33 protein-coding genes are annotated in these 26,712 nt (G+C 37.0%); 14 read left to right on the top strand and 19 right to left on the bottom strand.

From position 1 onward, the window contains the following. Nucleotides 1-4 precede the first annotated feature (4 nt). The 10 genes from BIV20_RS07645 to BIV20_RS07600 all read left to right on the top strand — a co-directional run bounded on the left by BIV20_RS07645 (nucleotide 5) and on the right by BIV20_RS07600 (nucleotide 9,564). On the top strand, nucleotides 5-757 hold the full coding sequence (locus BIV20_RS07645) for a YlmH family RNA-binding protein (protein ID WP_075719685.1): 753 nt from the start codon (nucleotides 5-7) through the stop codon (nucleotides 755-757). Between the two features lie 15 nt (nucleotides 758-772). Beyond that, the gene (gene aroB, locus BIV20_RS07640) at nucleotides 773-1,870 is read left to right on the top strand and encodes a 3-dehydroquinate synthase (protein WP_075719683.1); all 1,098 of its coding nucleotides are present in this window, start codon (nucleotides 773-775) and stop codon (nucleotides 1,868-1,870) included. A 5-nt stretch (nucleotides 1,871-1,875) separates the two neighbouring features. Further along, entirely contained in the window at nucleotides 1,876-2,412 is a 537-nt protein-coding gene (lspA, locus tag BIV20_RS07635; RefSeq protein WP_075719681.1) for a signal peptidase II, read from the top strand. Continuing rightward, entirely contained in the window at nucleotides 2,399-3,325 is a 927-nt protein-coding gene (locus BIV20_RS07630; protein ID WP_075720068.1) for an RluA family pseudouridine synthase, read from the top strand. Before lspA ends, BIV20_RS07630 begins: the two co-directional genes overlap by 14 nt. Before the next feature lie 66 nt (nucleotides 3,326-3,391). Next, complete coding sequence (locus tag BIV20_RS07625) at nucleotides 3,392-4,024, top strand: cytidylate kinase-like family protein (RefSeq protein WP_075719679.1); 633 nt, start codon at nucleotides 3,392-3,394, stop codon at nucleotides 4,022-4,024. 6 nt (nucleotides 4,025-4,030) lie between these two features. After that, nucleotides 4,031-4,843 (top strand): Cof-type HAD-IIB family hydrolase, encoded by an 813-nt coding sequence (locus BIV20_RS07620; protein WP_075719677.1) that lies wholly within the window; start codon nucleotides 4,031-4,033, stop codon nucleotides 4,841-4,843. 218 nt (nucleotides 4,844-5,061) lie between these two features. Further along, the gene (locus BIV20_RS07615) at nucleotides 5,062-5,808 is read left to right on the top strand and encodes a DeoR/GlpR family DNA-binding transcription regulator (protein ID WP_075719675.1); all 747 of its coding nucleotides are present in this window, start codon (nucleotides 5,062-5,064) and stop codon (nucleotides 5,806-5,808) included. Between the two features lie 25 nt (nucleotides 5,809-5,833). After that, nucleotides 5,834-7,138 carry a four-carbon acid sugar kinase family protein gene (locus BIV20_RS07610; RefSeq protein WP_075719673.1) on the top strand — a complete coding sequence of 435 codons (1,305 nt, stop codon included), beginning with the start codon at nucleotides 5,834-5,836 and terminating at the stop codon, nucleotides 7,136-7,138. 17 nt (nucleotides 7,139-7,155) lie between these two features. Continuing rightward, on the top strand, nucleotides 7,156-8,154 hold the full coding sequence (gene pdxA, locus BIV20_RS07605; RefSeq protein ID WP_075720066.1) for a 4-hydroxythreonine-4-phosphate dehydrogenase PdxA: 999 nt from the start codon (nucleotides 7,156-7,158) through the stop codon (nucleotides 8,152-8,154). Nucleotides 8,155-8,196: 42 nt separating this feature from the next. After that, nucleotides 8,197-9,564 carry a GntP family permease gene (locus BIV20_RS07600; protein ID WP_075719671.1) on the top strand — a complete coding sequence of 456 codons (1,368 nt, stop codon included), beginning with the start codon at nucleotides 8,197-8,199 and terminating at the stop codon, nucleotides 9,562-9,564. Between the two features lie 2 nt (nucleotides 9,565-9,566). Here BIV20_RS07600 and BIV20_RS07595 read toward each other — a convergent pair whose 3' ends face one another. Next, nucleotides 9,567-10,631 carry a tyrosine-type recombinase/integrase gene (locus tag BIV20_RS07595; RefSeq protein WP_075719669.1) on the bottom strand — a complete coding sequence of 355 codons (1,065 nt, stop codon included), beginning with the start codon at nucleotides 10,629-10,631 and terminating at the stop codon, nucleotides 9,567-9,569. 611 nt (nucleotides 10,632-11,242) lie between these two features. Between BIV20_RS07595 and BIV20_RS07590 the strand changes: the two genes are divergently transcribed. Both BIV20_RS07590 and BIV20_RS07585 read left to right on the top strand, forming a co-directional pair. Beyond that, nucleotides 11,243-11,470 (top strand): hypothetical protein, encoded by a 228-nt coding sequence (locus tag BIV20_RS07590; RefSeq protein ID WP_075719667.1) that lies wholly within the window; start codon nucleotides 11,243-11,245, stop codon nucleotides 11,468-11,470. A 556-nt stretch (nucleotides 11,471-12,026) separates the two neighbouring features. After that, on the top strand, nucleotides 12,027-12,299 hold the full coding sequence (locus tag BIV20_RS07585; protein WP_143524517.1) for a hypothetical protein: 273 nt from the start codon (nucleotides 12,027-12,029) through the stop codon (nucleotides 12,297-12,299). Between the two features lie 128 nt (nucleotides 12,300-12,427). On the opposite strand, the gene dtd is transcribed toward BIV20_RS07585, so the two are convergent. Beyond that, the gene (gene dtd / locus BIV20_RS07580) at nucleotides 12,428-12,877 is read right to left on the bottom strand and encodes a D-aminoacyl-tRNA deacylase (protein ID WP_075719663.1); all 450 of its coding nucleotides are present in this window, start codon (nucleotides 12,875-12,877) and stop codon (nucleotides 12,428-12,430) included. A 132-nt stretch (nucleotides 12,878-13,009) separates the two neighbouring features. On the opposite strand from dtd, the gene BIV20_RS07575 reads away from it, so the two are divergent. Further along, nucleotides 13,010-13,738: a tRNA lysidine(34) synthetase gene (locus BIV20_RS07575; RefSeq protein WP_075719661.1), complete on the top strand. Its 729-nt coding sequence runs from the start codon at nucleotides 13,010-13,012 to the stop codon at nucleotides 13,736-13,738. Nucleotides 13,739-13,742: 4 nt separating this feature from the next. On the opposite strand, the gene BIV20_RS07570 is transcribed toward BIV20_RS07575, so the two are convergent. Together BIV20_RS07570 and yneA are read right to left on the bottom strand one after the other, a co-directional pair. Further along, the gene (locus BIV20_RS07570) at nucleotides 13,743-14,468 is read right to left on the bottom strand and encodes a lysophospholipid acyltransferase family protein (RefSeq protein WP_075719659.1); all 726 of its coding nucleotides are present in this window, start codon (nucleotides 14,466-14,468) and stop codon (nucleotides 13,743-13,745) included. Nucleotides 14,469-14,601: 133 nt separating this feature from the next. Continuing rightward, complete coding sequence (gene yneA, locus BIV20_RS07565; RefSeq protein WP_075719657.1) at nucleotides 14,602-14,955, bottom strand: cell division suppressor protein YneA; 354 nt, start codon at nucleotides 14,953-14,955, stop codon at nucleotides 14,602-14,604. Nucleotides 14,956-15,192: 237 nt separating this feature from the next. On the opposite strand from yneA, the gene lexA reads away from it, so the two are divergent. Further along, nucleotides 15,193-15,807 carry a transcriptional repressor LexA gene (gene lexA / locus BIV20_RS07560; protein WP_075719655.1) on the top strand — a complete coding sequence of 205 codons (615 nt, stop codon included), beginning with the start codon at nucleotides 15,193-15,195 and terminating at the stop codon, nucleotides 15,805-15,807. 71 nt (nucleotides 15,808-15,878) lie between these two features. Here lexA and rsfS read toward each other — a convergent pair whose 3' ends face one another. The 15 genes from rsfS to hisB form a co-directional block, all read right to left on the bottom strand. Then, nucleotides 15,879-16,238 (bottom strand): ribosome silencing factor, encoded by a 360-nt coding sequence (gene rsfS, locus BIV20_RS07555; protein WP_075719653.1) that lies wholly within the window; start codon nucleotides 16,236-16,238, stop codon nucleotides 15,879-15,881. A 40-nt stretch (nucleotides 16,239-16,278) separates the two neighbouring features. Beyond that, nucleotides 16,279-16,842: a bis(5'-nucleosyl)-tetraphosphatase (symmetrical) YqeK gene (gene yqeK, locus BIV20_RS07550; RefSeq protein ID WP_075719651.1), complete on the bottom strand. Its 564-nt coding sequence runs from the start codon at nucleotides 16,840-16,842 to the stop codon at nucleotides 16,279-16,281. A gap of 15 nt (nucleotides 16,843-16,857) precedes the next feature. Beyond that, a complete protein-coding gene (gene nadD, locus BIV20_RS07545; protein ID WP_075719649.1) occupies nucleotides 16,858-17,487 on the bottom strand; it encodes a nicotinate-nucleotide adenylyltransferase in 630 nt (209 codons plus the stop codon). Between the two features lie 14 nt (nucleotides 17,488-17,501). After that, nucleotides 17,502-17,792, bottom strand: a complete 291-nt coding sequence (yhbY, locus tag BIV20_RS07540; RefSeq protein WP_075720064.1) for a ribosome assembly RNA-binding protein YhbY — start codon at nucleotides 17,790-17,792, stop codon at nucleotides 17,502-17,504. Nucleotides 17,793-17,825: 33 nt separating this feature from the next. Next, on the bottom strand, nucleotides 17,826-19,112 hold the full coding sequence (gene obgE, locus BIV20_RS07535; RefSeq protein WP_075719647.1) for a GTPase ObgE: 1,287 nt from the start codon (nucleotides 19,110-19,112) through the stop codon (nucleotides 17,826-17,828). Nucleotides 19,113-19,201: 89 nt separating this feature from the next. Next, a complete protein-coding gene (gene rpmA / locus BIV20_RS07530; RefSeq protein WP_075719645.1) occupies nucleotides 19,202-19,492 on the bottom strand; it encodes a 50S ribosomal protein L27 in 291 nt (96 codons plus the stop codon). Nucleotides 19,493-19,495: 3 nt separating this feature from the next. Continuing rightward, nucleotides 19,496-19,825, bottom strand: coding sequence for a ribosomal-processing cysteine protease Prp (locus BIV20_RS07525; RefSeq protein ID WP_075719643.1), 330 nt, complete (start codon nucleotides 19,823-19,825; stop codon nucleotides 19,496-19,498). Between the two features lie 15 nt (nucleotides 19,826-19,840). Beyond that, nucleotides 19,841-20,146, bottom strand: a complete 306-nt coding sequence (gene rplU, locus BIV20_RS07520) for a 50S ribosomal protein L21 (RefSeq protein WP_075719641.1) — start codon at nucleotides 20,144-20,146, stop codon at nucleotides 19,841-19,843. A 149-nt stretch (nucleotides 20,147-20,295) separates the two neighbouring features. Beyond that, nucleotides 20,296-20,478: a DUF6472 family protein gene (locus tag BIV20_RS07515; protein WP_075719639.1), complete on the bottom strand. Its 183-nt coding sequence runs from the start codon at nucleotides 20,476-20,478 to the stop codon at nucleotides 20,296-20,298. Continuing rightward, nucleotides 20,478-21,653, bottom strand: coding sequence for a ribonuclease E/G (locus BIV20_RS07510; RefSeq protein WP_075719637.1), 1,176 nt, complete (start codon nucleotides 21,651-21,653; stop codon nucleotides 20,478-20,480). The genes BIV20_RS07515 and BIV20_RS07510 overlap by 1 nt, the downstream gene beginning before the upstream one ends. Before the next feature lie 2 nt (nucleotides 21,654-21,655). Next, the gene (locus BIV20_RS07505) at nucleotides 21,656-22,462 is read right to left on the bottom strand and encodes a TIGR03936 family radical SAM-associated protein (RefSeq protein ID WP_075719635.1); all 807 of its coding nucleotides are present in this window, start codon (nucleotides 22,460-22,462) and stop codon (nucleotides 21,656-21,658) included. Continuing rightward, nucleotides 22,446-24,308 (bottom strand): TIGR03960 family B12-binding radical SAM protein, encoded by a 1,863-nt coding sequence (locus BIV20_RS07500; RefSeq protein ID WP_075719633.1) that lies wholly within the window; start codon nucleotides 24,306-24,308, stop codon nucleotides 22,446-22,448. The genes BIV20_RS07505 and BIV20_RS07500 overlap by 17 nt, the downstream gene beginning before the upstream one ends. A 71-nt stretch (nucleotides 24,309-24,379) precedes the next feature. Continuing rightward, entirely contained in the window at nucleotides 24,380-24,700 is a 321-nt protein-coding gene (locus tag BIV20_RS07495; RefSeq protein ID WP_075719631.1) for a hypothetical protein, read from the bottom strand. 116 nt (nucleotides 24,701-24,816) lie between these two features. Beyond that, nucleotides 24,817-26,097 (bottom strand): bifunctional phosphoribosyl-AMP cyclohydrolase/phosphoribosyl-ATP diphosphatase HisIE, encoded by a 1,281-nt coding sequence (gene hisIE, locus BIV20_RS07490; protein ID WP_075719629.1) that lies wholly within the window; start codon nucleotides 26,095-26,097, stop codon nucleotides 24,817-24,819. A gap of 8 nt (nucleotides 26,098-26,105) precedes the next feature. After that, complete coding sequence (gene hisB, locus BIV20_RS07485) at nucleotides 26,106-26,699, bottom strand: imidazoleglycerol-phosphate dehydratase HisB (protein ID WP_075719627.1); 594 nt, start codon at nucleotides 26,697-26,699, stop codon at nucleotides 26,106-26,108. Nucleotides 26,700-26,712 lie beyond the last annotated feature (13 nt).

Raw genomic sequence — 26,712 nt, 5'->3', positions numbered from 1 at the left:
GAAGATGACTAGAGACGAGACTTTACTAGGGAAACGTTTTATAGACTTGTCTAGGCAGGCGCAACAAAAGGGTATTGTTTTATTTAGTGATTTTTTGAATTTGAATGAACAAAATATTTTAAGACAAAACATCTCAGAGTTGTATTGCAACTTTGAGATGTCCGGTGGATTTCCGAACAGTGAGCGTCAGATGATTGCATTTCTTCCTGATGCTCTTTGTTATACCTGGGATTATCCTATTTCCTGTTTGAAGATAACGCCATTGAACCGAAAATTTGCTGACGAACTGACCCATAGGGATGTTCTGGGGAGTCTGATGAATCTTGGAATTGAACGTAGTATGCTGGGAGATATTTTGGTAGAGGATAATATGATTTATGTCTTTTGCCAAGAGAAAATCGCTGATTATATTCAGGAAGAACTTACGCGCATAAAACATACGTCTGTACAGTTGGAAAAAACGGCAGCCTCGGAAGTAAATATTGTACCAAAAACACAGGCTATGGAGGGAATTATTACCTCTAACCGATTGGACAGTGTAGTTGCTTGCATATGCAAGATATCCCGTTCGCAAGCGAACGAATGGATTCGAGGTGGTAAGGTATTTATCAATAGCCGAGAAGTTTTAAATACCACCTATGAATGTAAGGCATCTGAAGTAATTTCTGTTCGTTTCGTAGGGCGTTTTCTGTTTCAAGGAACGTCTGGAGAGACCAGGAAGGGACGATTGAAAATACAATATGAAAAATATATCTAGAATAGAGGAGACGTAATGGGAAGAAAAGTAACCGTAAATTATGAACAAAAACCATGTTATGATATTGAAATTCAGCAGAATTTTCAGACTTTGCCGGAAAAGCTGAAGGAACTGGGATATGAAAATCGCAAAGTATGTATCGTAACCGATTCAAATGTTGGAAAATTGTATTTAGAAGAGATTCAACGCTTATTGGAACCAATATTTTCAAAGTGCATTTCTTATACTTTTGAGGCTGGTGAAGCTAGTAAAAATACAGATACGGTAGGAAAGGTATATGAACATCTGATTTTAAATTCCTTTGACCGTAAGGATTTGTTAGTTGCTCTTGGAGGAGGAGTAGTAGGTGATTTGACCGGATTTACAGCTGCTACTTATCTTCGTGGTATTGATTTTGTACAGGTTCCTACTTCATTATTGGCACAGGTAGACAGTAGTATCGGAGGAAAGACAGGAGTAGACTTCATGCAGTACAAAAATATGGTAGGAGCATTTTATATGCCTAAATTGGTCTATATGAATCTTTCTGTATTAAAAACATTACCGAAACGCCAGATTTCCTCCGGAATGGGAGAAATCATCAAACATGGATTGATTAAAGATACCTCTTATTTTTCTTATTTGCAGGAAAATAGCGAAAAAATAAAGGCTCTGGATATGGAGTCCATGGAAGAAATTGTTTTTGGAAGCTGTGAAATCAAACGTAATGTAGTAGAAAATGATCCAAAAGAGCAAGGAGAACGTGCACTCTTAAATTTTGGACATACTTTAGGACATGCTATCGAAAAACTTTCAGGTTTTTCCATGTATCATGGAGAATGTGTTGCCGTTGGAATGGCAGGAGCTGCTTACATTTCATGGAAGCTTGGACATATTACCAAAGAACAGCTTGCTATGATAGAAGAAACGATACAAAGTTATAATCTTCCGATTCGTATACCGGAATTTTCCCATGGCCCAGAGGAGATTTTGGCGGCAACCAAGTTAGATAAGAAGATGGAATCCGGGAAAGTGAAATTCATTGTATTAAAAGAAATAGGAAATGCTGTTATTACAAAAGAATTAACAGATGAAGAACTTCTTGTGGGAATTTCCTATGTTATGGGAGTGTAAATCATATGACAAAAAATAAGAAAATGAGCTGTTTATTAGGGATTATAGTAACTATTTTGTTGATATTTTTAGACCAATTTACAAAATATCTGGCAGCCATACATTTAAAAGATGGTAATTCCATTTCGATTATGAAAGATGTATTCTGTTTGCAATATCTGGAAAATCAGGGAGCTGCCTTCGGTATGTTTCAGGGTGGAAAGATTGTATTTGTTGTAATTACCATACTTCTGGTCGCAGTTATGTCTTATGTTTATTGGCATTGTCCTATGGATAAAAGATATGTCTGGATTAGAGTTATTATTATGTTTTTGATGGCAGGTGCCTTTGGAAACCTCATTGACCGTATACGTTTGGATTACGTTATTGATTTCTTTTACTTTGAATTGATTAATTTTCCGATTTTTAATGTAGCGGATATTTATGTGAGTTGCAGTGTAGCAGCATTGCTGATATTATTTATTTTTTATTATAAAGAAGAGGATGTGGAGGTATTATTGCCTTCCAGAAAGAAGAAGCATGCAGGAAATGAAGCAGAATGATGGGATTTCGCAGGAATTTGAAGTAACCATGGAGCAGGAAGGTGAGCGTTTAGATAAGTATCTGGCGTTGATTTATGAAAATCAATCCCGCTCGTTTCTTCAGAAGCTAATAAAAGAAAATCTTGTGTTCGTGAATGGAAAAGTTCAAAAGGCAAATTACAGAGTAAGTGCAGAAGATACTATAAATGTTACGATTCCTAAAGCACAGGAAATTGAGATTTTGCCAGAAGATATTCCGCTGGATATTTTATATGAAGATGACGATGTATTAGTAGTGAATAAACCAAAAGGAATGGTGGTACATCCCTCTGCCGGGCATTATACCGGAACTTTGGTAAATGCCATTATGTATCATTGTCGTGAGAGCCTTTCCGGGATTAACGGTGCCATACGTCCGGGAATTGTACACAGAATTGATATGGATACCACCGGAGCTTTGATTGTGTGCAAGAATGATAATGCACATGTAAAAATTGCGGAGCAGATCAAAGAGCATTCCGTCACCAGACGTTATCGTGGAATTGTAAATGGAGTAGTAAAGGAAGATACAGGAAGAATCGAAGGTGCCATAGGAAGACATCCAATTGAGCGCAAGAAAATGGCAATCAATGAAAAGAACGGAAAGCCCGCGGTAACTCATTATCGTGTGTTGGAGCGTTTTAGTAACCACACTTATATGGAGTTTGAATTAGAAACAGGAAGGACTCATCAGATTCGCGTTCATATGGCGAGCATTGGGCATCCCTTGATGGGAGACACGTTGTATGGCAGTGGAAAGAATCCTTATCATTTACAGGGGCAGACGCTTCATGCCATAGTAATTGGATTTGTTCATCCGACGACCGGAGAATATGTGGAAGTAGAAGCATCACTACCGGATTATTTTCAAAAACTGCTAAGAGGAAACTTGTAAATGTATATACATTTTTTTGAAAATATATTATAATAAAGACAAGTAAAGCAGAAAGGTGGTATTTCTATGGACAACTTTGTAATTACAATTGGTAGAGAGTTTGGCAGCGGCGGTATGGACATAGCTCGTGCTCTTTCCGAAAAATTAAATGTGAAATATTATGACAAGGAACTGCTTGCGATGGCAGCGAAGGAAAGCGGACTTTGTGAAGAAATTTTTGAAAACCATGATGAAAAGCCTACGAACAGCTTTTTATATTCTTTGGTTATGGATACATATTCCGTCAGCGGATATACATCAGCTCCCTTTCTAGACATGCCATTGAACCACAAAGTATTTTTAGCGCAGTTTGATACCATTAAAAATCTTGCAGAAAAAGAATCCTGTATTATTGTAGGGCGCTGTGCAGATTATGCACTTGCGGAGCATCCGAATTGCCTAAGTGTATTTGTCCATGCGGATATGGATTTTAGAATCAATCATGTAATGGACACCTTCAAATTGTCAAAGGAAAAGGCAAAAGACATGATACAAAAGACGGATAAGAAGCGTGCAAGCTATTATAATTACTACTCTAGTAAAAAATGGGGAGATTCCAGAAGCTATAATCTGTCTTTGGATAGCAGTGAGCTTGGAATTGATGGCTGCGTAGAGATGATTTTGAAATATATGGATATAAGAAAGAGAAATAAAGGATAAAACGATATGAGTTATAAAATGATTGTTCTGGATATTGACGGAACGTTGACGAATGATGAAAAGAAAATAACTCCTAAGACGTTGGACGCCCTGAAAAAGGCACAGGAAAGAGGTATTATTCTAGTGCTTGCTTCCGGGCGTCCGGTTGCGGGATTGAAACAGTTAAGCCGTGAACTGGAAATGGATACACATCATGGAATATTACTTGCGTATAATGGTGGTAAGGTGTTGGATGCCGAAGATGGCACAGTTCTTTATGAAAAAAGTATTCCGGTAGAGCGGGCAAAAGCGGTTTTAAGACATTTGGAACAGTTTCCCGTAACACCAATGACTTATGGAAAAGATTGCTTATATACGATAGATAAAAATGGTTATAAAGTAGAATATGAAAGCCGTATCATTGGATTAGAGGTGACAGAAACGAAAATTCCGCTTTCTGAATTTTTAAGCGTTTCGCCTGTGAAGATTTTGACGGCTGCTCCAAATGAAGTATTGCTTTCAAAGATGGAAGAGATAACAACGCCATTTGCAGAAGAGTTTTCCTTTGTAATGTCTGCGCCTTTTTACCTGGAATGTAATATGAAAGGTATTAATAAAGCCACCTCTTTGGACTATGTATGTAAAAGTATGGGGATTAAAAGAGAGGAAATTATATCATTCGGGGATGCTCAAAACGATATTACAATGATTGAATATGCTGGTCTGGGTATTGCTATGGAAAATGCTTGTGAAGAATTAAAAGCAGTAGCAAATGAAATTACTTTATCCAATAACGAGGATGGAATCGCTGTTGCATTGGAAAAACATTTAAATATTTAGTCTTTTGGACTATTTGAAAACTGCCACATAGTTGGCAGTTTTTTATATTTGTTCCAATAATGTTCGTTTTTGATAAAATTCAGAAAAAATAAAGATAGAAGGAACAAATTTAGAGAAAATATTGACAAAAATAGAAAATAAAAATATAATAAGAACAAATAAGAACAAAATGAATCGCAAAAAGAACATATAGTGTAAAAAGAAAACGAGGAATTCATATGTTGGCAACGGAACGGCAGAATTATATTGTTACAAAGATAAAAGAAGAAGGTGGGGTCGAGGTTGAAAAACTGGCAAAAGAATTGGATGTCAGTTTAATGACAATACGACGTGATTTACAACACCTAAGTGAAGAAGGATGGATTGAGCGTTGCCACGGAGGTGCAATTGCTAAGAAAGAAGTACCCTACACTAAGAAAATCAGTGTGCAAGGAGATGAGAAAAAGCGAATTGCCAAAAAGGCATTGTCTTATATTAATGATGGTGATTGCATTTTTTTGGATGCAGGAACTACAAATCTTTATCTGGCAAAAGAACTGAAGAAACTGGATAATCTTACGATTGTTACAAACGATTTGGAAATCGGGCATTATGTAAACAAACTAAATTGTGAACTGATTATCTGTGGTGGATGGATTCAGAAAGATACATCATGTATGATGGGGATGCTGACAGAAAACACTTTACGCGAATTGAAGATAGATGCAGCATTTATTGGAGCAGCGTCTATTGATGAAGAGTTCGATGTATTGACTCCAACAGAGGAGAAAGTAGCCTATAAACGCCTTGCCATCGCGAATAGTTGTTATAGTTACTTGCTGGTAGATTCTAGTAAATTTAATCGAAAAGCAATGCGTAGAATTAACAATATGGGGGATTATACCGGAGTGATTACAACCTATCAGTTTGAGAAGGAAGAATTGGAACTGATAGAAAAGAAAAAGATACATATAATCAATGCATGACCTTAATTGCATAGGAGGTGGGAAAATGGCAGATTGTTTGATTATTGCAGATGATTTGACTGGAGCAAATGCTACAGGTGCCCTGCTTCAAAAAATCAATTATACTGCATACACGGTAATGAACACAGAGCGGTTGGAATTAAATAATCAGGAAGATTGTGACTGTATTTTGTATCCGACTGATAGCCGGGGAGTGTCTCCGGAAATAGCATATAACCGTGTATACAATGTGTCAAAGTTGTTACAGCAGGAAGGAATTAAGATTTATTCCAAGCGAATCGACAGTACGTTGCGCGGAAATCTTGGAAGCGAAACAGATGCATTTTTAGACAGTTTTAGTGAAAAAAGAATTGCTATTGTAGCTCCATGTTTTCCGGATTCAGGAAGAGTAGTATGTGGAGGTTATATGCTGGTAAATGGAGTTCCGTTACATAAGACATCTGCAGCAATTGATCCGAAGACGCCTGTTACTACTTCAAAAGTAGAAGATATTTATCGTGCACAGTCTAAGTATCCGGTAGCATCTTTGGATATGGAGGACCTAAGAAAAGGAAAAGAGCATATTGTGGCATCCATTTTAAAATTGGAGCAGGACGGAATTAGAACAATTATTTTTGATTGTATTTCTCAAGAAGATTTAGATTTAATTGCTGATGCGGTCATTGAGAGTAAAGTATCCTGTATCATGGTAGATCCCGGACCATTTACTATGACTGTTGTAAGAAAAAGTATTGTACCGAAAACCAGAACATCTGCTTCTAAAATTCTTGCAGTAGTAGGAAGTGTTAATCCGGTAACGACTACGCAGGTGGAAGAATTTCTACTTTCTCAGAGTATTCACAATGTATTTGCAAAAACTGAACAATTTCTAATGGGAGAAGAAAGTAGAAAACAGGAGATTGAAAGAATTGTAACTGATATTTTGAATAATTGTGCTGATTATGAAGTTTGTAGTGTGGTAGGTGATGGCATTTATCCGGAAAATCGAATTGATTTTGAAAAGTATACAAGAGAAACCGGAAAAAATAGCGATGAGCTCTGCAAGATAATTAATCATTCATTGGCGGAAATCGCTAGAAGATTACTGGATTCTTCTCAGGGATTTAAAGGAATCTATTCCAGTGGTGGTGATGTTACCGTTGCAATTTGCCAGAATTTTCAGGCATCAGGAATTCAGCTTTTGGGAGAGGTACTTCCTTTGGCTGCCTATGGTGAGATTCTTGGTGGAGACTATGCTGGTATCAGGGTTGTTACCAAAGGGGGAATGGTAGGAGAACCAAGTGCTATGCGTGAATGTATCAATTATTTAAAGGAGAAGTTGTTTATGTAAGAACAGGAGGGATGATTATGAACAAACCAATAATAGCTGTACCCATTGGAGATCCGGGAGGAATTGGACCGGAAATCGTGGCGAAGGCACTGGTAGATCCTATTGTGGAGGAAGGAGCTGCATGCGTCATTATCGGAGATAGGAAGATAATGGAAAATGCTATTAAGATTACAGGAGCCAGCCTTGAAATCAAGATAATTAAAGATCCAAAGGAAGGAGATTATCGGAAAGGAATTTTGAATCTCATTGACCTTGACAATATTGATATGAAAAAGTTTCAGATTGGAAAAATTGATGGTATGTGCGGAAAAGCCGCGTATGAATATATAGAAAAGAGCATACAGCTTGCCAACAATAAGGAAGTTGCTGCAGTAGCAACCACACCAATCAACAAAGAAGCGTTAAAGGCAGGAGGTATTAATTTTATTGGTCACACGGAAATATTTGGGGCATTGACCAATACACCTGACCCACTGACAATGTTTGAAGTAAGAGATATGCGTGTTTTTTTCTTAAGTCGTCATGTGTCATTACGACAGGCTTGTGATATGGTAACAAAGGACCGTATAAAAGACTATGTAAAACGTTGTCTGGAAGCATTGAAAAAATTGGGGGTAACAGAGGGGAACATGGCAATTGCAGGATTGAATCCACACAGTGGGGAGCATGGACTTTTTGGAGATGAGGAGGTGAAACATGTAATTCCGGCAGTAGAGGAACTGCAGGCAGAGGGCTATCCGGTCGTTGGCCCTATCGGTGCCGATTCTGTATTCCATCTGGCGTTACAGGGACGATTCAACAGTGTATTATCTCTGTATCATGACCAGGGACATATTGCAACCAAGACATTGGATTTTGAACGGACAATCTCCGTTACAGGAGGTATGCCGATTCTACGAACTTCTGTAGACCACGGTACAGCAATGGATATTGCGGGGAAAAATATTGCAAGTGCTGTTAGTATGGTAGAAGCGATTCGTCTGGCTGTAAAATATGCACCGAATTTTATGTCATAGTAATAACACCGGACAAAAAGAAGAGTATTGGAGGGAAAGCGTATGGAAGGTATTTCTGGAACACAAATGTTAATAGGGTTGTTTATAGGCCTAATTGTATTGATTTTACTTATTTTAAAAACAAAAATTCATGTATTTATTGCTTTGATTATTGCTTCTTGTATTATTGGGTTAATTGGCGGAATGCCGGCAAATGATGTAGTTACTGCGATTACAGATGGATTTGGCGGTACGCTTGGAAGCATAGGTATCATCATTGGCTTTGGTGTTATGCTCGGACAAGTTTTCGAGATATCAGGAGCAGCAGAGCGGATGGCTCGTACCTTTTTAAAACTATTTGGAAAAGGAAAAGAAGAAGCAGCTATGTCACTGACGGGATTCTTAGTATCCATACCGATTTTCTGTGATTCAGGATTTGTAATTCTTTCGCCATTAGCAAAAGCAATTTCTAAGAAAACTAAGAAGTCAATGGTAAGTCTTGGTATCGCTTTGGCAGCCGGATTGGTAATCACTCACAGCTTGATTCCGCCAACACCGGGACCGCTTGGTGTAGCAGGAACCTTTGGTGTAGATGTAGGACAATTTCTGTTATTAGGTATCGTGGTTGCACTTCCGATGGCAATTGCAACTATGCTATATGGCAAATGGCTTGGCAAGCGAATTTATCAGTTGCCAAGTGAAGATGGACAAAGTTGGGAACGCCCTCCATATCAGGAGCCGGTTTACGATTCATTGAATGACACAGATAAAAAACTGCCATCTACCTTTGCATCTTTTGCACCATTGTTATTACCTATTCTTTTGATTTTATCAAATACCATACTAAGTGCATTAGGAAAAACGGATGGATTATTTCAAATTTTGATTTTCCTTGGAAAACCAATTGTGGCAGTTGGACTTGGATTGATTCTTGCAATTTATGTTTTGACCGGAAATATGAAACGTGCTGAAGTTATAAAACAATTAGAAGATAGTATTAAGAGTGCAGGTATTATTATTCTGGTAACCGGCGGCGGTGGAGCATTAGGACAGGTAATTAAGACAGCAGGCGTTGGAAACTATATTGCAGAAGGAATTGCAGCAACCAGTATACCGGTTATTCTACTTCCGTTTATTATCGCAACTTTGGTACGATTTGTTCAGGGATCAGGTACAGTTGCAATGATTACAGCAGCAGGAATTACAGCACCAATCGTATCTGCAGCCGGCGGAAACATGTTATTGGGCGCATTTGCAGCATGTATTGGATCATTGTTCTTCTCTTACTTTAATGACAGTTTTTACTGGGTAGTAAATCGTCTAAGTGGTATTACAGAAACGAAGGAACAAATCAGAGTATGGTCTGTTACTACAACCATAGCATGGGCAGTAGGATTGGTAGAAATATTGATTTTAAACATTTTCATGTAGGGTTATTCATCCTCATGAAAGATGCTTCCTGAAAACTTACCTGCCAGCCTGCGTCTGTCGTCATCAATGGCGGCGTAGTGCTGGCGGGTGGTTTCTACACTTTTGTGGCCCAGGGCATCTGCTACCAAATAAATATCACCGGTTTCTTTATAGAGATTGGTACCATAAGTGCTCCTCAACTTATGAGGAGTAATTTTTTTGTTAATATTAGCGGCTCCTGTATATTTTTTTACCAGCTTTTCTACGGCACGCGTGGTCAGACGGCTGTATTTTAACGATAAAAACAGAGCGTTTTCATGCTCCGGAAGAGCTTTCTGAGCCAGACCTTCTCGTTCTAGTTCCAGATAATCTAAAAGAGCGTCAGACACCTCGTCACCAAAGTAAATCGTAGATTCATTTCCACCTTTACGAACAACCCGCATACAATTATTTTTAAAACTTACATCAGCAACATCCAGTCCCACACATTCGGATACACGAATTCCGGTGCCAAGTAGAAGAGTGAGGATAGCAATATCACGATATTTTGTCTTTTGATGGGCAGCAAGCTGTCTTGCGGTTAAATTTTCACCATTTTGGACGGTTGTAATCAATTCGGATACTTCATCCTTGTCCAAACGAATAATATTTTCTTTGTGCTTTTTTGGTGTTTCTATCATAGATGGAGCATTTGTTTTAATGAATTCCTTTTTAAAATAGTAATTGTACATAGTACGGATAGCAGAGAGTTTCCGTGATTTTCCTTTTTCTCCATTCGTTACTGCCTGTCCGTCTTTTTTCTCATAATAAGAAAGATAGGAAAGATATTCTTCAATATCTACCGGGGTCATTTCATCTAACACGCTGATAGGAATATCGTGCATAGACATTTTTTTATATACCGGATTATTTTCCTGAATAAATTCAAAGAAAATTCGGATGTCATAGCCGTAAGACAGTCTAGTTCTGGAGGAAGTATTGCGTGTGTCCAGATATCGAAAAAAGTCGCTGCAGAATTTAGGTAATTCCTTTAGCAATTCCTGTAATTTTCTTTTGTTTTCCAGATTGATTTTTTCTGTATATTCCATGAAAAAGACTCCTTTTGTTAGTTCCGTTATTGCGATATAATTAGATTTTATCACAGGAAAAGATATTTGGATATGTTTTTTTATTCTGTTTGTATTGTAATACAAGTTTTGGTATAATATTGAGGACGTCAAGAGAAAAAAGGAAAATTAAGTTTAGCGGAAAAAAGAATAAATTCCCCTATAAAGTAGAATACTTGAATTTGGCAGATGCATATGTTATAATGTGCATAGGCAAACGAAATCAGTGTCCATACAGGCACAAAGCGAAAACCCCGGAATGGCAGTTCCGGGGTTTTCTTTAGGCTAGTTGTCATTGTCATCGCCATCTAACCATTTGATGATGTAGTGGCAGGCTACACCACCCATGACAGCAACCAAAAACGAAATCAGTATATCCATACACACACCCCCTTTCCGTTGCCGGAGTGGGTTTGGTGACAACGGAAAAATAGTAACATAAATAGCATAAAATGTCCAGAAGTGTCATTTTCATTATACTTGAAGGATATGATGACACCCATCCATGGTATGGATAGAAGGATAAAAAGCGATGAAATTAGTGAACCATAATATATTATAGAAGACAAACAGTAGCAAGAGGTGACAGTAAAATGAGAAAAATCAAGCAATTCCTAGTCGAAATTAGTAGTAGCGCAAAAAACATGTATGGAACGAATGACAAGATTTACATGAAAGCAAGCCCGTTTTTAATGTTAGCATTTGCGTTAGGAGTATTATATTTTACATATGCATTGTTTTACAATGATTTAAAGGTAGAAGCAATGATAGAAGCTATTTATATTGACGTCTTTTTTTCGCCATTTTATTTTTATTGTTAGCCATGTGCTTATATGTAAAGAAATCAGTTACCGATAATTATAGAAATTTTAAACACGGGCTATTGATGGTCTCTATAGTCTGTTTTTTAATTATTTTTATTCCACTTATTTAGGATAGAAAACGCGACTAAAAATATTGTTGCACTTCTATTGGATATGGTCAACGTATATGATTGGTTTTTTGATATATCTTGAGGTTTTACCTTTTGTAATGTCATATGGATTTATCAAATGTATAATTTTCATTTCAGTAATTTATTTGGCAATATGGTTTTTAAGAAATGTAATAGTTGTGATTTTTTTTGTAACAGGCAACTTTCAAGATAAATATTCATATATAAGTGAAGTAAGGTTTTTGCGATTATACTTTATCAATGCAATGACAATGTTAACAGGAGTCGGAGGCTTATATATATCGCTGAAAGGAAACGAATGGACCAGTATCAATTATATCATCATTCCTTGGGTTGTCTTTATGGGGTATGAGCAAATTGCATTGATTACTTCCAGGCGAGCCGAAGAAATCAGTTCTTTCATATATAGGTTATATACTGAAATGATAATACTTCAAGATATTTCGCTCCATCTAATTACCAATTATTCTACCATGAAGATTAGAGTAAAACTCTCAATCGAACCTTATGAAATTACTTGCTATTTGAATTATTTTCTATGTCTTCCTCAAATTGGACGGACAAAGAAGAAGAAAGAGATGATAGAAAGTACTTTAATTAGTATGAAACGATTCTTGTCGGACGAATTTGCAGTGTATGAAGAAAAGGAAGAAATGAGATTCAAGAAGGAACTGAATGAAAATATCAATACATGATTTTTCATGAGCGGACAGTAAAAGTTGAGAGTGATTATGTTATTTCATAGCCAACCATCAGTTCGCGAAATGTTGATTTTACGAACTGATGGAGTGAATTTTATTCAGACAAGTCTATCTTCTTGTATTTAACAGATTTCTACTGAATCCAGAATTATAGTAAATGGCCCGTCATTTAATAAGGAAACTTTCATGTCTGCACCAAATTCTCCTGTTTCTACTACAGGAATCTCTGTTTTACATAGTTCAATGATATATTCATATAACTGATTGGCAAGCTCCGGATTACCGGCTTTAATAAAGGATGGACGATTTCCCTTTTTACAATCTGCATACAGGGTAAATTGGGAAACTAGCAATAATTCACCGTTTACATCCTTTAAAGCAAGGTTGGTTTTACCGTTTTCATCTTCGAAAATCCGCAAACCAATGAGTTTTTTTACTAATTTATCTGCAATTTCCTTTGTATCACCTTCACATATTCCAATTAATACCAAAAATCCATGATGAATTGAACCAATTACTTCCTGGTTTACTGCTACAGAAGCTTCGGTGACTCGTTGTACAACAAATTTCATGATTAAATCTCCTTTTCTGTCATAATGATTGATTATATCACAAACTTATACTATAATAAATACTTTAGAAAATGACTCTTTTAAGAAACATATTTACATAAAGTATTTATGTAAACCAAAGGAGAGAAATTTATGAAATTACAACAATTAATGAGTTATACAAGACGTGCTATTGATGATTATCAAATGATTGAGGATGGAGATAAAATTGTAGTTGGTGTTTCCGGTGGAAAAGATTCCCTCACTATGCTTTATGCTTTGAAGGGACTGCAACGTTTTTATCCGAAAAAATTTGAACTTATGGCAATTACAGTGGACCTAGGATTTCAAAACTTTGATACAAAGGCAATTGCTAGGCTGTGTCAGGAGTTAGAAATCCCATATAAAGTGGTGCATACTGAAGTTGCAAAAATTGTTTTTGAAGAACGAAAAGAAAGTAATCCTTGTTCACTCTGTGCCAAAATGAGAAAAGGTGCCTTGAATCAAGCAGTAAAGGAATGTGGTTTTAACAAAATTGCATATGCTCACCATAAGGATGATATTATTGAGACTATGATGATGTCTTTGATTTTTGAAGGTCGTTTTCATACCTTTTCCCCTAAAACATATTTAGATCGTACGGAGTTAACGGTCATTCGTCCCATGATGTATGTGTGGGAAGCAGATGTAATTGGCTTTAGCCACAAATATAATCTTCCTGTAGCCAAGAGTCCATGTCCTGCAGATGGATATACTAAGCGAGAATACATAAAAGACATACTAAAAAAACTAAACCGTGAACATCCAGGCTGTAAAGAAAGAATGTTCACGGCTATTGTAAATGGAAATATGGAGGATTGGCCCCTAAAAACTGGTCAATGATTCTTTAGCATGTAATGGGGCTATACTCTTCTATTACTTTTGCAATACGCTCTTGTACGATTTTTGCAATTTCTATAGTCTTTAAATTCTTATATTCTTCATATAGTAAGGGTTTCAAATAGTGCACTTGCGTAGTTACTTTTCCTAGGGTAAAACTGTTGAATACCTTGTATGAATCAATAAGTGCTACTGGTACAATAGGAGCTTTTGCTTTTAGTGCGCATTTGAAACTACCCGCTTTAAATGTGGAAATACGGTTGCGATTGTTATAGACATAATCTCCTTCTGGAAAAATAATATATCGCCGTCCATTTTTTACTTCTTCTGCTACTTCATTCAAAACCGGAAGTGCCTGGCGGACATCTTTACGATCCAAACGTTTTCCTTGTACTAAATCTACGATTTCACTTGTCAAAATCATATGGGATTTTACCTTATCCATTACAAAAGAACAAGGAGTATTATGAGTAATCATGATACCAAGTGCATCGTATTTTCCCTGATGATTGGGATACATGATATAGCCGCCTTCTTTTGGAAGATTTTCTTCACCATAAGCTTTTGTATGTATATGACCAGTTCGTTTCATAAGTGTAATAGCATGACGAACTAATGCATAACGTTTCTGCTCTGAATATTTTTCCGGATGATTTGCCTGATAACGCATTTTAGGAATCATATAGGGAGCCCGGAATAGATTCATAAAAATAACATATAAAAATTTAATCATATCTCTTTCTCCTCTTGTAAATACATCTTTACTATTATAGAATGAAATCCCAAAAAAGACAAGCAAAAAGCCTACTAAAATCCAGAGAAATCAGTAGGCTAGAGTTATATTAAAAAATGAATAAAAGGCATAATTATTTACGTTCACTGGAAAAATACGGAATCATAAGATACTGTCCAGAATGGATATCATCATCGCCAAGATTATTTACGGATTTAATCTCCTCTACATATTCTTGTATACTTCCATATTCGGGTGTCATATATTCTTCTGCAATATTCCAGATGGTATCTCCTTTTTCGATTTCAACGCTGGTATAATATTTATAAGAGGTATTTTGTGCAGCCTTACTTTGTCCAGAGGCAGCAATGCTACTTCCAATTAATACACATAACAAAACAACAATAGTAGTAATTAGAGCTAAAAGAATATTTTGGTGTACTTCTGCTTCTCTTCTAAAAGAAATTGCCTGTTTTCTGTAATTCATAATACTTCCTCCCTTGATCAATGATTATTTCCATATGACTATTCGAACATCTGTTACGAACATTTGTTTATGTTTGAATAATAGCATACGAACACTTGTTTGTCAATATAAAATCCGAACAAATTTTCGGAATATGTGTTTGCATTTTGAAAGTAGGTATGTTATGATAAATAAAATGAATGTTTGTAATTTTATACGCAGATTTCGAACAACAGAATTGTATTAGGAGGTATGAATATGTCATACGGTAAGATTAGTGATAAACAACGGGAGATTTTGGAATATATTAAAAGCGAGATTTTGAATAAGGGATATCCGCCTGCAGTAAGAGATATATGTGAAGCAGTTCATTTAAAGTCTACTTCTTCTGTTCATTCTCATTTAGAGACATTGGAGAAGAATGGTTACATACGTCGTGACCCGACTAAGCCAAGAGCCATTGAGATTATTGATGATAATTTCAATCTGGTGCGTCGTGAAGTTGTGAATGTTCCCCTGGTGGGACGGGTAGCTGCCGGTGAACCTTTATTGGCAGTGGAAAATATTGAATCTTACTTTCCTATTCCGGCAGATATGATGCCAAATGTAGAGACATTTATGCTAAAGGTTAAGGGAGAAAGTATGATAAATGCAGGTATCTTTGACGGTGACAGTATTCTGGTACAGTGTCAGAATACCGCACAGAATGGAGATATGGTAGTAGCTCTTGTGGATGATTCTGCAACTGTAAAGACATTTTATAAGGAAGATGGTTATTACCGTCTGCAACCGGAAAATGATAATATGGAACCAATTATTGTGCAAGAATGTAGTATTCTTGGTAAGGTATTTGGAGTATTTCGTCTTTTCTAATTGGAATCTAAAAGCGTCATTCCGCTATTATAGGAATGACGCTTTTTTAGTTAAAAATATTTTGTTTGCTTCTATTCAGCTAATATATCTTCCAGTTCTACTTTTTTTCCATCTGTCCAGATACGTTCCAAATCATAGAAAAGACGGTCTTCTTTCGAAAATACATGAACTACAATATCATTATAGTCCATTAAAATCCAACTGGAATTGCGGTTCCCTTCTACCTGCTTTGCTGTATATCCGGCTTTGGTCAATTCTTCGTCTACAGCATCTACCATCGCCTGAAGCTGATTTGCATTAGCGCCACTGGCAATAACAAAATAATCTGCAATCGGTGAAATTTCACTAATATCAATAATACGCACATCTTCTGCTTTCTTTTCACTTAATGCATGGCATGCAATTTTTACCATTTCATTTGATTGACTCATTGATTGTAATCTCCTTTCGAAATGTCTTAGTTATAAAAAATTAGTTGTTATGAAAATATTCATAAGTTTGAGCGGTAAGGGGATCAATTTCTCCTCCTTTTTCTTGTAAATAATGTAAGGTGTCGCTTAAAATCTGTTTCATTGCCTCGTCCAAATTTTCAAAAGCCAGTTTCCGAATTAGCGTCAGATTAGGTGCCTGGTCTCGGTTGGGTTCTATATAGTCCGCAATGTAAATGAGCTTATCTAGTGTATTCATTCCAGGTTCGCCGGTGGTATGCACCTTTATGGCATGCAAAATTTCGTTGTCCTGAATAGCATATTTATGTTCGGCGTAATAAGCACCCAGCTTGGCATGTAGAAGAAATGGACTCTTCTCTTCTGCTTCGGAAATGGGTATTTGATATTTCTTACATAGGACAATTTTTTCGTCATTTGGAATACATTTTGCACAATCATGTAATAAACCGGCATATAGTGCTTGTTCCATATCTGCTCCGTGCGCCATGGCAAGAGCTGCTGCGGTATACATGACGCCCATAGTATGTGTAAAACGATCCTTGTCCAATTCTTTTTTTAATTGCTTTTCTATTTCTTTACGTTTCACAATATCACTTCTTTTCTATTGATACAATCCAGTTTTTCTAATATAATGTTCAACTTCTTTTGGAACCAGATAATGTATGCTTCGATGCTCTCTAATGCGATTTCGGATATTGCTTGATGAGACATCGAAACTTGGCATATGCAACGGATAAATGTGGGCATGGTATTTTTTATTCAGATAGTCAATTTGTTTCTGGAAGTCTTTTTCTCTTTTATCCTCACGATAAGCCGCAAGAATATTGCAGGTAGATAAAATTTCTTCTGGTTTCTTCCAATCTTCCAAATCAAAAAGGGAATCTGCGCCCAAAATAAAATACAGTTCTGCATTTGGATGTTTCTTTTTCAATAACGGAAGTGTAAGATAAGTATAACTGATACGTTCTTCTTTCACTTCTGTTAAATCAAGTTTAAAAAAGGGATTATCCTGAATTGCCAATTCTATCATGTCACAACGCATGGAAGCTTCTGTAATCTGTTGTTCCAACTTATGGGGGGAATGTCCGGTAGGAAGAAACAAGACTTGGTTTAAATCAAATTCCTCTCTGGCATATTCCGCCATCAACAGATGTCCATTATGAATGGGATTAAAGGTTCCCCCCATAATCCCGATTTTTTGTATTATGTCATGATCTGTTGCGTTATCCATAAGCGTCACTTCCTTTAGCGTGGTAATTGAATTTTAGCATCCTTTTTGGCTGGACGGTATAATACAATTTTTTTACCAATGACTTGAACGACCTGAGAATTGGTACGTTCTGCAAGGGTCTGAGCAATTTCTTTTGGCTCATCGAAGCAGTTCTTTAACACAGAAATTTTGATTAATTCCCGTTTTTCCAGTGCTTCATCAATTCCGGCTGCCATTTCCGGTGAAATACTTGCCTTTCCTACCTGAAAAATAGGAGTCAGGCTGCTGGCAAGACATTTTAAATAAGCACGTTGTTTGCTTGTCATTTCCATATAAAAATCCTTTCCGGACATAAGTCCTTATTTGTAATAATCAAATTCTAAACCATACATACGAACCGTATCGCCTTCTGTAATTCCAGCCTTTTCCAAATCCTCCAAAATACCCTGTTCACGCAAAAACTTCTGGAAGAACAAAAATCCCTTTTCAGAGTCAATATTGGTGTAACCAAGCATTTTCTCAATCTTAGGTCCTTCTACTACATATACGTCATCTTCTTCGTTGTATTCTACTGTATAAGCCTCATCTTTAAATAAGGATGCTTCCGGGAAGTATTCCTGTTCATATACGACTGGGGCATCATCTAATCCGGATAAAAGTTCATTTACATGATACAAAAGTTCTTTCAATCCCTGACCACTAACGGCAGAAATTGGATAGACTTGTATTCCTTTTGGCTCAAATTCTGCTTTTAATGCCGGCAACGCACTTTCATCTTCATTATAAATGGCATCTATTTTATTTGCTGCAATAACTTGAGGTTTTTTCATTAATTCCGGATTATATGCTTCTAATTCTTTATTTATGGCATAAATATCTGCAATAGGGTCTCGTCCTTCTACAGATGCTGCATCTACCATATGAATCATAACTTTGGTACGTTCAATATGTTTTAAGAAGGAATGACCAAGTCCAATTCCTTCCGAAGCACCTTCAATCAATCCCGGAATATCAGCAATGACAAAACCGCCAGTGCCTTCTAAGTCTACTACACCTAAGTTCGGATTTAGTGTAGTGAAATGATAATTTGCTATCTTAGGACGAGCATTTGTAACACGGGATAACAACGTAGATTTTCCTACATTAGGGAATCCTACCAATCCTACATCTGCAATTACCTTTAATTCCAGGCGAACTTCCAACTCAATTCCAGGCTGACCCGGCTGGGCATATTTGGGAGCCTGCATAGTAGAGGTAGCGTAATGTTGATTTCCCAGACCGCCTTTTCCGCCTTTTAAGATAATTTGTCTTGTGTTGTCTCCGGACATGTCTGCAATGACCTTATCCGTTTCTGCTTCTCTTATGATTGTTCCGGCAGGAACCTTTACAATCATATCTTCACCGTTTTTTCCGTGGCAGTTGCGCTTTCCGCCCTCTTCACCATTTTGTGCGGCATATTTGCGTTTATGGCGAAAGTCTGTTAAAGTATTTAATCCTTCGTCCACCTGAAAGATTAAGTCTCCGCCTTTTCCGCCGTCACCGCCGTCGGGTCCGCCATTGGGAACATATTTTTCACGGCGAAAAGATATATGACCATTTCCGCCATTTCCTGATTTTATAATAATTTTTGCACTATCTGCAAACATTGTTTTCCACCTCAATTTCAAACGAGAGAATATCTCAGTTTTATTAAAAGAATAGACCCGGCTGTTGCAGTCGAGTCTATCAGTCTTTCTTATTCGTTGCTTGCTACTGGATATACGGAAGCCTGTTTCTTATCTCTTCCTTTTCTTTCAAATCTCAGAACACCGTCAACTTTAGCGAACAATGTATCATCGCCACCGATTCCAACGTTCACACCTGGGTGAATCTTGGTTCCACGCTGTCTGTATAAAATGTTTCCAGCTTTTACGAACTGTCCATCAGCTCTTTTCGCACCTAATCTCTTGGACTCGGAATCTCTACCGTTCTTAGTAGAACCAACTCCCTTTTTATGAGCGAAAAATTGAAGGTTCATATTCAACATGTCTTACACCTCCTTGAATATAAGCGTAATATATTCATTTCCGTAGTTATTTTGTATTCCTTGTAAGCCTAAAACCATAGAACGAATCAATAACACCGCTTCTTTTGAATAATTTTCCTTTAACGAAAAATCAATCAAACCACTTTCTTCCTCTGTTACAATATCAAATTCATCGCAAACAAAGTGTTCAATGGAATTAATAGTATTGATAACTAGTACAGAAACTGCTGCGCAGACAATATCTTCGCCTGATTCTCCATACTCTGCGTGTCCAATACAATTAAATGCAGTGTATTCATTTTTATGGTTTTTGTAAATCGTTACATGAATCATAACAATTCCTATCGATTAGCCATTAATCTTTTCGATTTTCACTTTGGTGAAGGACTGTCTGTGACCGTTCTTCTTGTGATAACCGGTTTTTCTCTTGTACTTGTAAACGATAACTTTCTTACCTCTGCCGTTTTCAACTACAGAAGCATCAACAGTTGCGTTTGCTGCGTCAGCTCCAACTTTTAAAGAACCGTCGCTTACTGCTAATACGTTATCAAAAGTAACTTTTTCACCAGCTTCAACACCAAGCTTTTCAATGGTAATGATATCGCCTTCGGATACTTTGTACTGCTTACCACCTGTTGCTATAATTGCGTACATATGGCACCTCCTATTATCATTACTCGCCAGTTACGGTGCTATATTATAAAAATATAGACTTGTAGAACCTCACTGTGCGGCATACTCATATATACTAGCATAGCAAGAACTGTCCGTCAAGTGTTTTTGGAAAAAATTCCTTAATTTCCTTACATCTGGTGGCGAACAATCTTATACTCGTCGTCACATTGATAATAAGGACATTCCCAGCGAGAATTTGTCATGAACTGCACCATTTCATCCTCATCCAAATTTACCATACAGACATAATACTCATAATCTTCATCATATACATAGTTTGCACAAGTTTCGCAATTTGATACATTTCCCATTAGTTTTCTCCTTCTATCTGTTCCGCCAGAGATTTTCGTACCTTTTTACGGGTCAGTTCTACCAGATTCAAACGTGTCATATCAACTACTTGAACCGGAACACTGTCTTTTTTTACCAGTTGCTTTAAGTGTAACATTAATTCATCTTTGGCAGACTGTTCTTTCATATCAATGAAGTCTACAATAATAATACCGGAGATATTGCGTAAGCGAAGTTGATGTGCAATTTCTTCTGCTGCCTCCAGATTAATCTTAAGATAATGTTCCTGTACTTTCTTTTTGGCAATACTTTTTCCTGAATTTACATCAATGACAGTCAATGCTTCTGTAGGCTGAATCACAAGATAACCACCGGATTTTAACCATACCCGTTCATTTAATGCCTCCTGAAGGCGTGTTTCAAGACTATAAAGATTGTGAAGGCTTAACAGTTTATCCTCATAAAAAGTTGCATGAAAGCCGGCTGCATTTATCTGGTCAAAAAGCTCTGGATCATCCGTAATTATTTCATTCAATTCTGCTTGATGAACATCTTTTAACAAAGATAAGAATTCCGGCGGACTCTTCTTCAAGCAGGAAAAACAAGTACGATGAACAGCATTTTGCATAAGCTGTTCATATTCCTGTTTTAAAGTCTCATATTCCTGAAAAATCTTCGTGTCTTCTACTTGAGCAGCGTTGGTACGTACCACGATTCCAAACTTATCATTTCGATATGGTTCCAACAACTGTTTTAATCGTTCTCGCTCCTCATCCGGAAGTTTTCTTGAAATTCCCAAGGAGGTATTTTCTGTGGTCAGTACCAGATATGTCCCTGTAAATGTGAGGTTCGTAGATACCTTGGGAGGCTTTGTCTTTATATTCTCCTTTACCACCTGTACCACTACTTCATCTCCCTGTACCATTCTGGGACTGTTTATTTTCTTCACATACAAAGGATTATGACAGTCCTCCAGGGAATAGTAACAGGGCTTTCCGGGTGCAATTTCAATAAAGGCAGCATTTAAGTTCTTGACGATATCTTTTACTCTGCCCACATAAATATTATTTAAGATACTTTCCTGCTCTGTCGGCTCTAAATAAAGTTCCAATAACTTTTTTCCCGAATAAAGAGCCGTTGCAATATAAGTAGTATGATTTCGAATCAGTTTGGTAATCAGTAGTTTTGTTTCCATAATTATAAAATATCTTCCCCCAATTCCCCAAGCGTGAAAAATGCAGGGAATTCCAATCCATTCTTTTTATATTCGGACTTCATAATCTTCAGTTTTTCTTCGTATTCTGCCCGCTCTTTTTCACCTTTGACCGGAATTTCACTAGAAGATGCATAAACTTCTAAACGGTGAATCTGAAATGCCAGTGGTTCATAATCAAGATTAGAAAAACGATAAAAAGCTTCTAATACCAATTCAGGTTTGATGTTGGTACTGCTTCCGGTACATACCTTTAAGAAAAATGCTGCATTACCTTCATGTTCCACTGCCTTCATGTCATAGATGAGGGGCTTTAAGTCCATGACTGTCTCGCTCTTTTTTGTCTTTTTGGTAATTAAGATTTCTGATTGGTTGTAAAAAGCATGTATTTTTTCTTCCAGTTCCTTCAAGTTGAAGGGATTTGAATAATTTTCTTTTATATAAACAATATAATCTGCAGCGGCTACTAAGGACATAGAAGTTTTTGCCATATCTGGAAGTTTTTTATATTCTAGTATAGAAACTCCTTCTACCATAACCTGATTTAATGCCTCAATGGATGCTTTACTGGAACGGGTAGTTTTTACTTCAATATCCAGATATTCTCCATCGCTAGTAATGCCTACCCCCAAAGGTGCGGCAAAAGACATAATTTGGTGTGGACTGAAACCTTCGGAATAAGCAATATCTATATTTGCACGTCGCATCGCCTTCTGAAAATAGCGCATAATGTCTAAGTGTCCGATGAACTTCATGACACCATATTTTTGGAATTTAATTCTGATGTTCAAGACAGACACCTCCTTCAAATCTTGCTGCTCCACAACCATTACACTGCATACGGCAGTTTGGCGTTACAACTTCTTGCTGTGCACGTTCCCATTCTCGTTTTAAGAAGGACTTTGTAACACCACAGTCAATGAAATCCCATGGGAGAATCTCATCGGTACTTCTGGTACGCAGATTGTAAAAGTCAATGGAAATACCACATTCGTCAAAAGCCTCCATCCACTTTTCATTATCAAAAAACTCACTCCATGAGTCAAAGATACATCCTTTTTCATAGGCCTTTAACAGAACCTGTCCAATTTTTCGGTCCCCTCTGGCAAATACACCTTCCAGAACCGTAACATCGGCTTCATGCCAGTTATACTTTAAGCTCTTCTTGTTAAGTTGTTCCTTCATTTCATCATTTACAATCTTTGCCCGGTGAAGGTATTCATCTTTTTCACACATAGGAGCCCACTGGAACGGAGTAAAAGGCTTTGGAACAAAGAAAGAGGTACTGATGGTAATCTGGCACTTTCCATTTCTCTGCTCCTTTGGAATTTCGTAATAACGTTCCGCAATCTTTTCTGCCAAACGTGGAATTTCTTTCATATCTTCTTCCGTTTCTGTAGGAAGTCCAAGCATAAAGTAAAGCTTTACCTTCTGCCATCCTCCTTCAAAGGCAAGTCCAGCACCATGCAAAATAACTTCCTCTGTCAATCCTTTATTGATAACATTACGAAGACGCTGTGAACCTGCTTCCGGTGCAAAGGTCAGACTACTCTTTCGAATATCCTGTACCTTACTCATAACATCCAGAGAAAAAGCGTCGATTCGTAAAGAAGGCAAGGAGATATTCACACCTTTTTCCTTCTTTTCAATCAAATAATTAATGAGTTCCGGTAACTGACTATAATCACTGGAACTTAAAGAACTTAAGGAAATTTCTTCATGTCCGGTGCTTTCTAACATATCATGAGCACATTCCTTTAACATATTCACGTCACGTTCACGCACCGGTCGGTAAATCATTCCTGCCTGGCAAAAACGGCAACCACGGATACATCCACGCTGAATTTCCAATACCACACGATCCTGCGTTGCTTTAATAAACGGAACTAAAGGCTTGTGAGGATATGTGGTATTGGTAACATCCATCTGAATTTCCTTTCGGATGGTAGTTGGAATGTCTTCCAGTTTTGGTTGGAAAGAAGCAATCGTTCCATCATCATGGTAGGTCACTTCATAAAGGGATGGTACATAAATCCCCGGAATTTTTGCTGCTTCATGTAGAAATTCCTGTCGGCTCTTTCCCTGCTTTTTCATGGTATTATAAAGGTCAAAGAGATTGTCATACTGCGTTTCTCCTTCCCCTATATAAAATAAGTCAAAAAAGTCTGCCAATGGCTCTGGATTATAGGTACAAGGACCACCGCCAATTACCAATGGGTCTTCTTCGGTTCGTTCTGTTGCCATCATTGGAATATGACTTAAATCTAATATCTGTAAAATATTGGTATAGCACATCTCATATTGTATGGTAATCCCTAGAAAATCCATGTTTTTTACTGGGGACTGCGTCTCTAAGGTAAAAAGAGAAATGTCCTGTTCTTTCATGATTTTATGAAGATCCGGCCATGGAGAATAAACACGTTCACAATAAACATCCTCACGTTTATTAAACATATCATATAGAATCTGAATACCAAGATGTGACATTCCTATTTCATATACATCAGGAAAGCACATAGCAAAACGTATCGACACTTCATCCGGATTTTTCTTTATCATATTTACTTCATTGCCAATATAGCGCGCCGGCTTATCAATAGACAATAAAATTTCATCGGATAATGCAAGCTGATTCATAAATTGCTCCTTATCATTTTCTTCTATTGGTACAGATGAATCTGCACACATGTATGTTAGTATAGCATATTTTAAAGGGATTGTACATACTCATCAATTTCGTCCATTGGAAGCGGATTCCATTCTATCTGAGAAAAAACTTGTTCTGTGGAATAATCGTGATAAGTAATTTTTTCTTTATCACAATAGACAAATGCTGCAAAAATAAGAAGTGCAATTATGGTACGGATGCCAAGCGTGGATGCGGCTGGTGTTTGTTCTTCTCTCTTTTCCATCGTACCATATAAGGAATAGTGTCCGGTTGCAGTGGAATTGTCTGTTTGAAAGGAAGAACGTATCTGATTGATATAGGCTCTGCGTTCTTCTACTGATTGTTGAAGTGATTTTTCCATAAAAAACTCCTTAAAACCTCTTATTTCTATTTTAGTTTTAAGGAAAAGAAAAAATGCAAAGAAATGCAAAAAAAAAGGTACTTGTGTTTATTTTTATCACAAATACCTTTTGTATATTATCTCTGACTTAATTCTTCCATAACCTCTTCCCAGGTAATTCCTTTTTCTACCATAAGTACCATCATGTGATACAAGAAATCGGATATTTCATATTTGATTTCTTCCGGCTCAGGATTCTTGGCTGCAATTACAATTTCGGTTGCTTCCTCTCCTACTTTTTTCAAAATCTTATCAATTCCCTTATCAAACAGATAGTTGGTGTAAGAACCTTCCTTTGGATGTACTTTGCGGTCTGCAATTACATTATAGACATTTTCAAATACCTTTAATGGATTTTTACCGGTATATTCTTTTTTCACTAATTCCGTAAAGAAACAAGTTGGATTGCCGGTGTGACATGCCACACCAACCTGGGAAACTTTTGCAAGAATCGTATCCTTATCACAATCAATTGTTAAAGATTTCACATACTGATAATGACCGGAGGTCTCACCTTTCGTCCAAAGTTCTTGGCGACTTCTGCTGTAATAGGTCATTTTTCCTGTAGCAAGGGTGGTATTAAATGCCTCTTCATTCATATAAGCCAACATTAATACCTCAGAGGTTTGATAATCTTGAACAACTACCGGAATCATTCCTTGTTCATTTAATTTAAATTCAGACCATTCTACAGAAGACTCAAATTTTTCTGTCTCTACGCCTTGCATAGCAAGAAGCATTTTTAACTTCATAACATCGGTTTCCGGATTGCTGATATAATTACCGCCGATTCCAGTAACAGAATCTTTTTTTAATATATCTGCCCAACGTTCTAAATTAAAATCATTTATAATAACACTATATGGAAGTGAGGTTACGTTCCCCATAGTGTCAACAATATTTTCATTCATAACCACTAATTTATGGATATACTTCGTTACTTCTTCTTTATGTTTAAATAAAATATCTACATTTTCGATAGAAAGAAGCATTTTTTCTCTGCCAAAACGCTGTCCACCTTCTTCTGCAAGCTGCAGTGCTTCATGCTTGGCGCTGTTTAAAATAGCTCCCTTGCATCCGGCATAAAGGATTTTCTTAATATCCTCTAAACGATTAATATTTCCGCCACCATAAACAGGAATCTCTACAATTCGGCATAATTCCTTAATGGTGTGAAGATTCAAATCATGTTCATTGTCATTATCGGATAAATCAAAAATATATAATTTATCTATTCCACTATCGTTATACAGTTTAGCCAGAGTCTTAAAATCACCTACGCTTTCTAACTCAAGTGGGCTTTTTACTGCCATACCATTCTTTAAATACATGGTGGCAATCAGGTTCTTGTGTTCCATATTATCACCTATAAACTACCTTTCGTTGACATAATATCTGTAATTCGCGGGTCAATTGTTGTTGCTTCATCCAGAGCTCTTCCAAATGCTTTAAACAAAGCTTCTATCATATGATGGTTATTGGTTCCAGCTAATATTTTCATATGTAAGTTCATTCCCGCACTATAGGAAATGGCATAGAAAAATTCCCGTACCATTTCGGTATCCATATATCCTACTCGCTCTGTGGTAAATTCTCCTTCAAAGGAAAAATAAGGTCTTCCACTCAAATCAACAGCACAAAGTACCAGTGTTTCGTCCATAGGAAGAATACAACTGCCAAATCGCTTGATTCCCCGCTTATCGCCTAAGGACTTTCGAATTGCTGTTCCAAGCACAATTCCGGTATCTTCAATGGTGTGATGGGGATCTACTTCTAAATCGCCCTTTACTTGTACCTTTAAGTTAAAAAAACCATGACGGGCAAAACCATCCAACATATGATTGAAAAATCCAATTCCGGTATCTAACTGAGTTTCGCCGTTTCCGTCAATATTAAAAGAAAGGGAAATATCGGTTTCCTTTGTTTTACGGTTTTGTTGTACATTTCTTTGAAATGACATACCTTTACCTCTT

It is taken from the genome of Roseburia sp. 499, assembly GCF_001940225.2.
Taxonomy (GTDB): domain Bacteria; phylum Bacillota; class Clostridia; order Lachnospirales; family Lachnospiraceae; genus Petralouisia.
The sequence above is the reverse complement of the archived record's forward strand: the minus strand, read 5'-3'. Positions and strand labels throughout refer to the sequence as shown.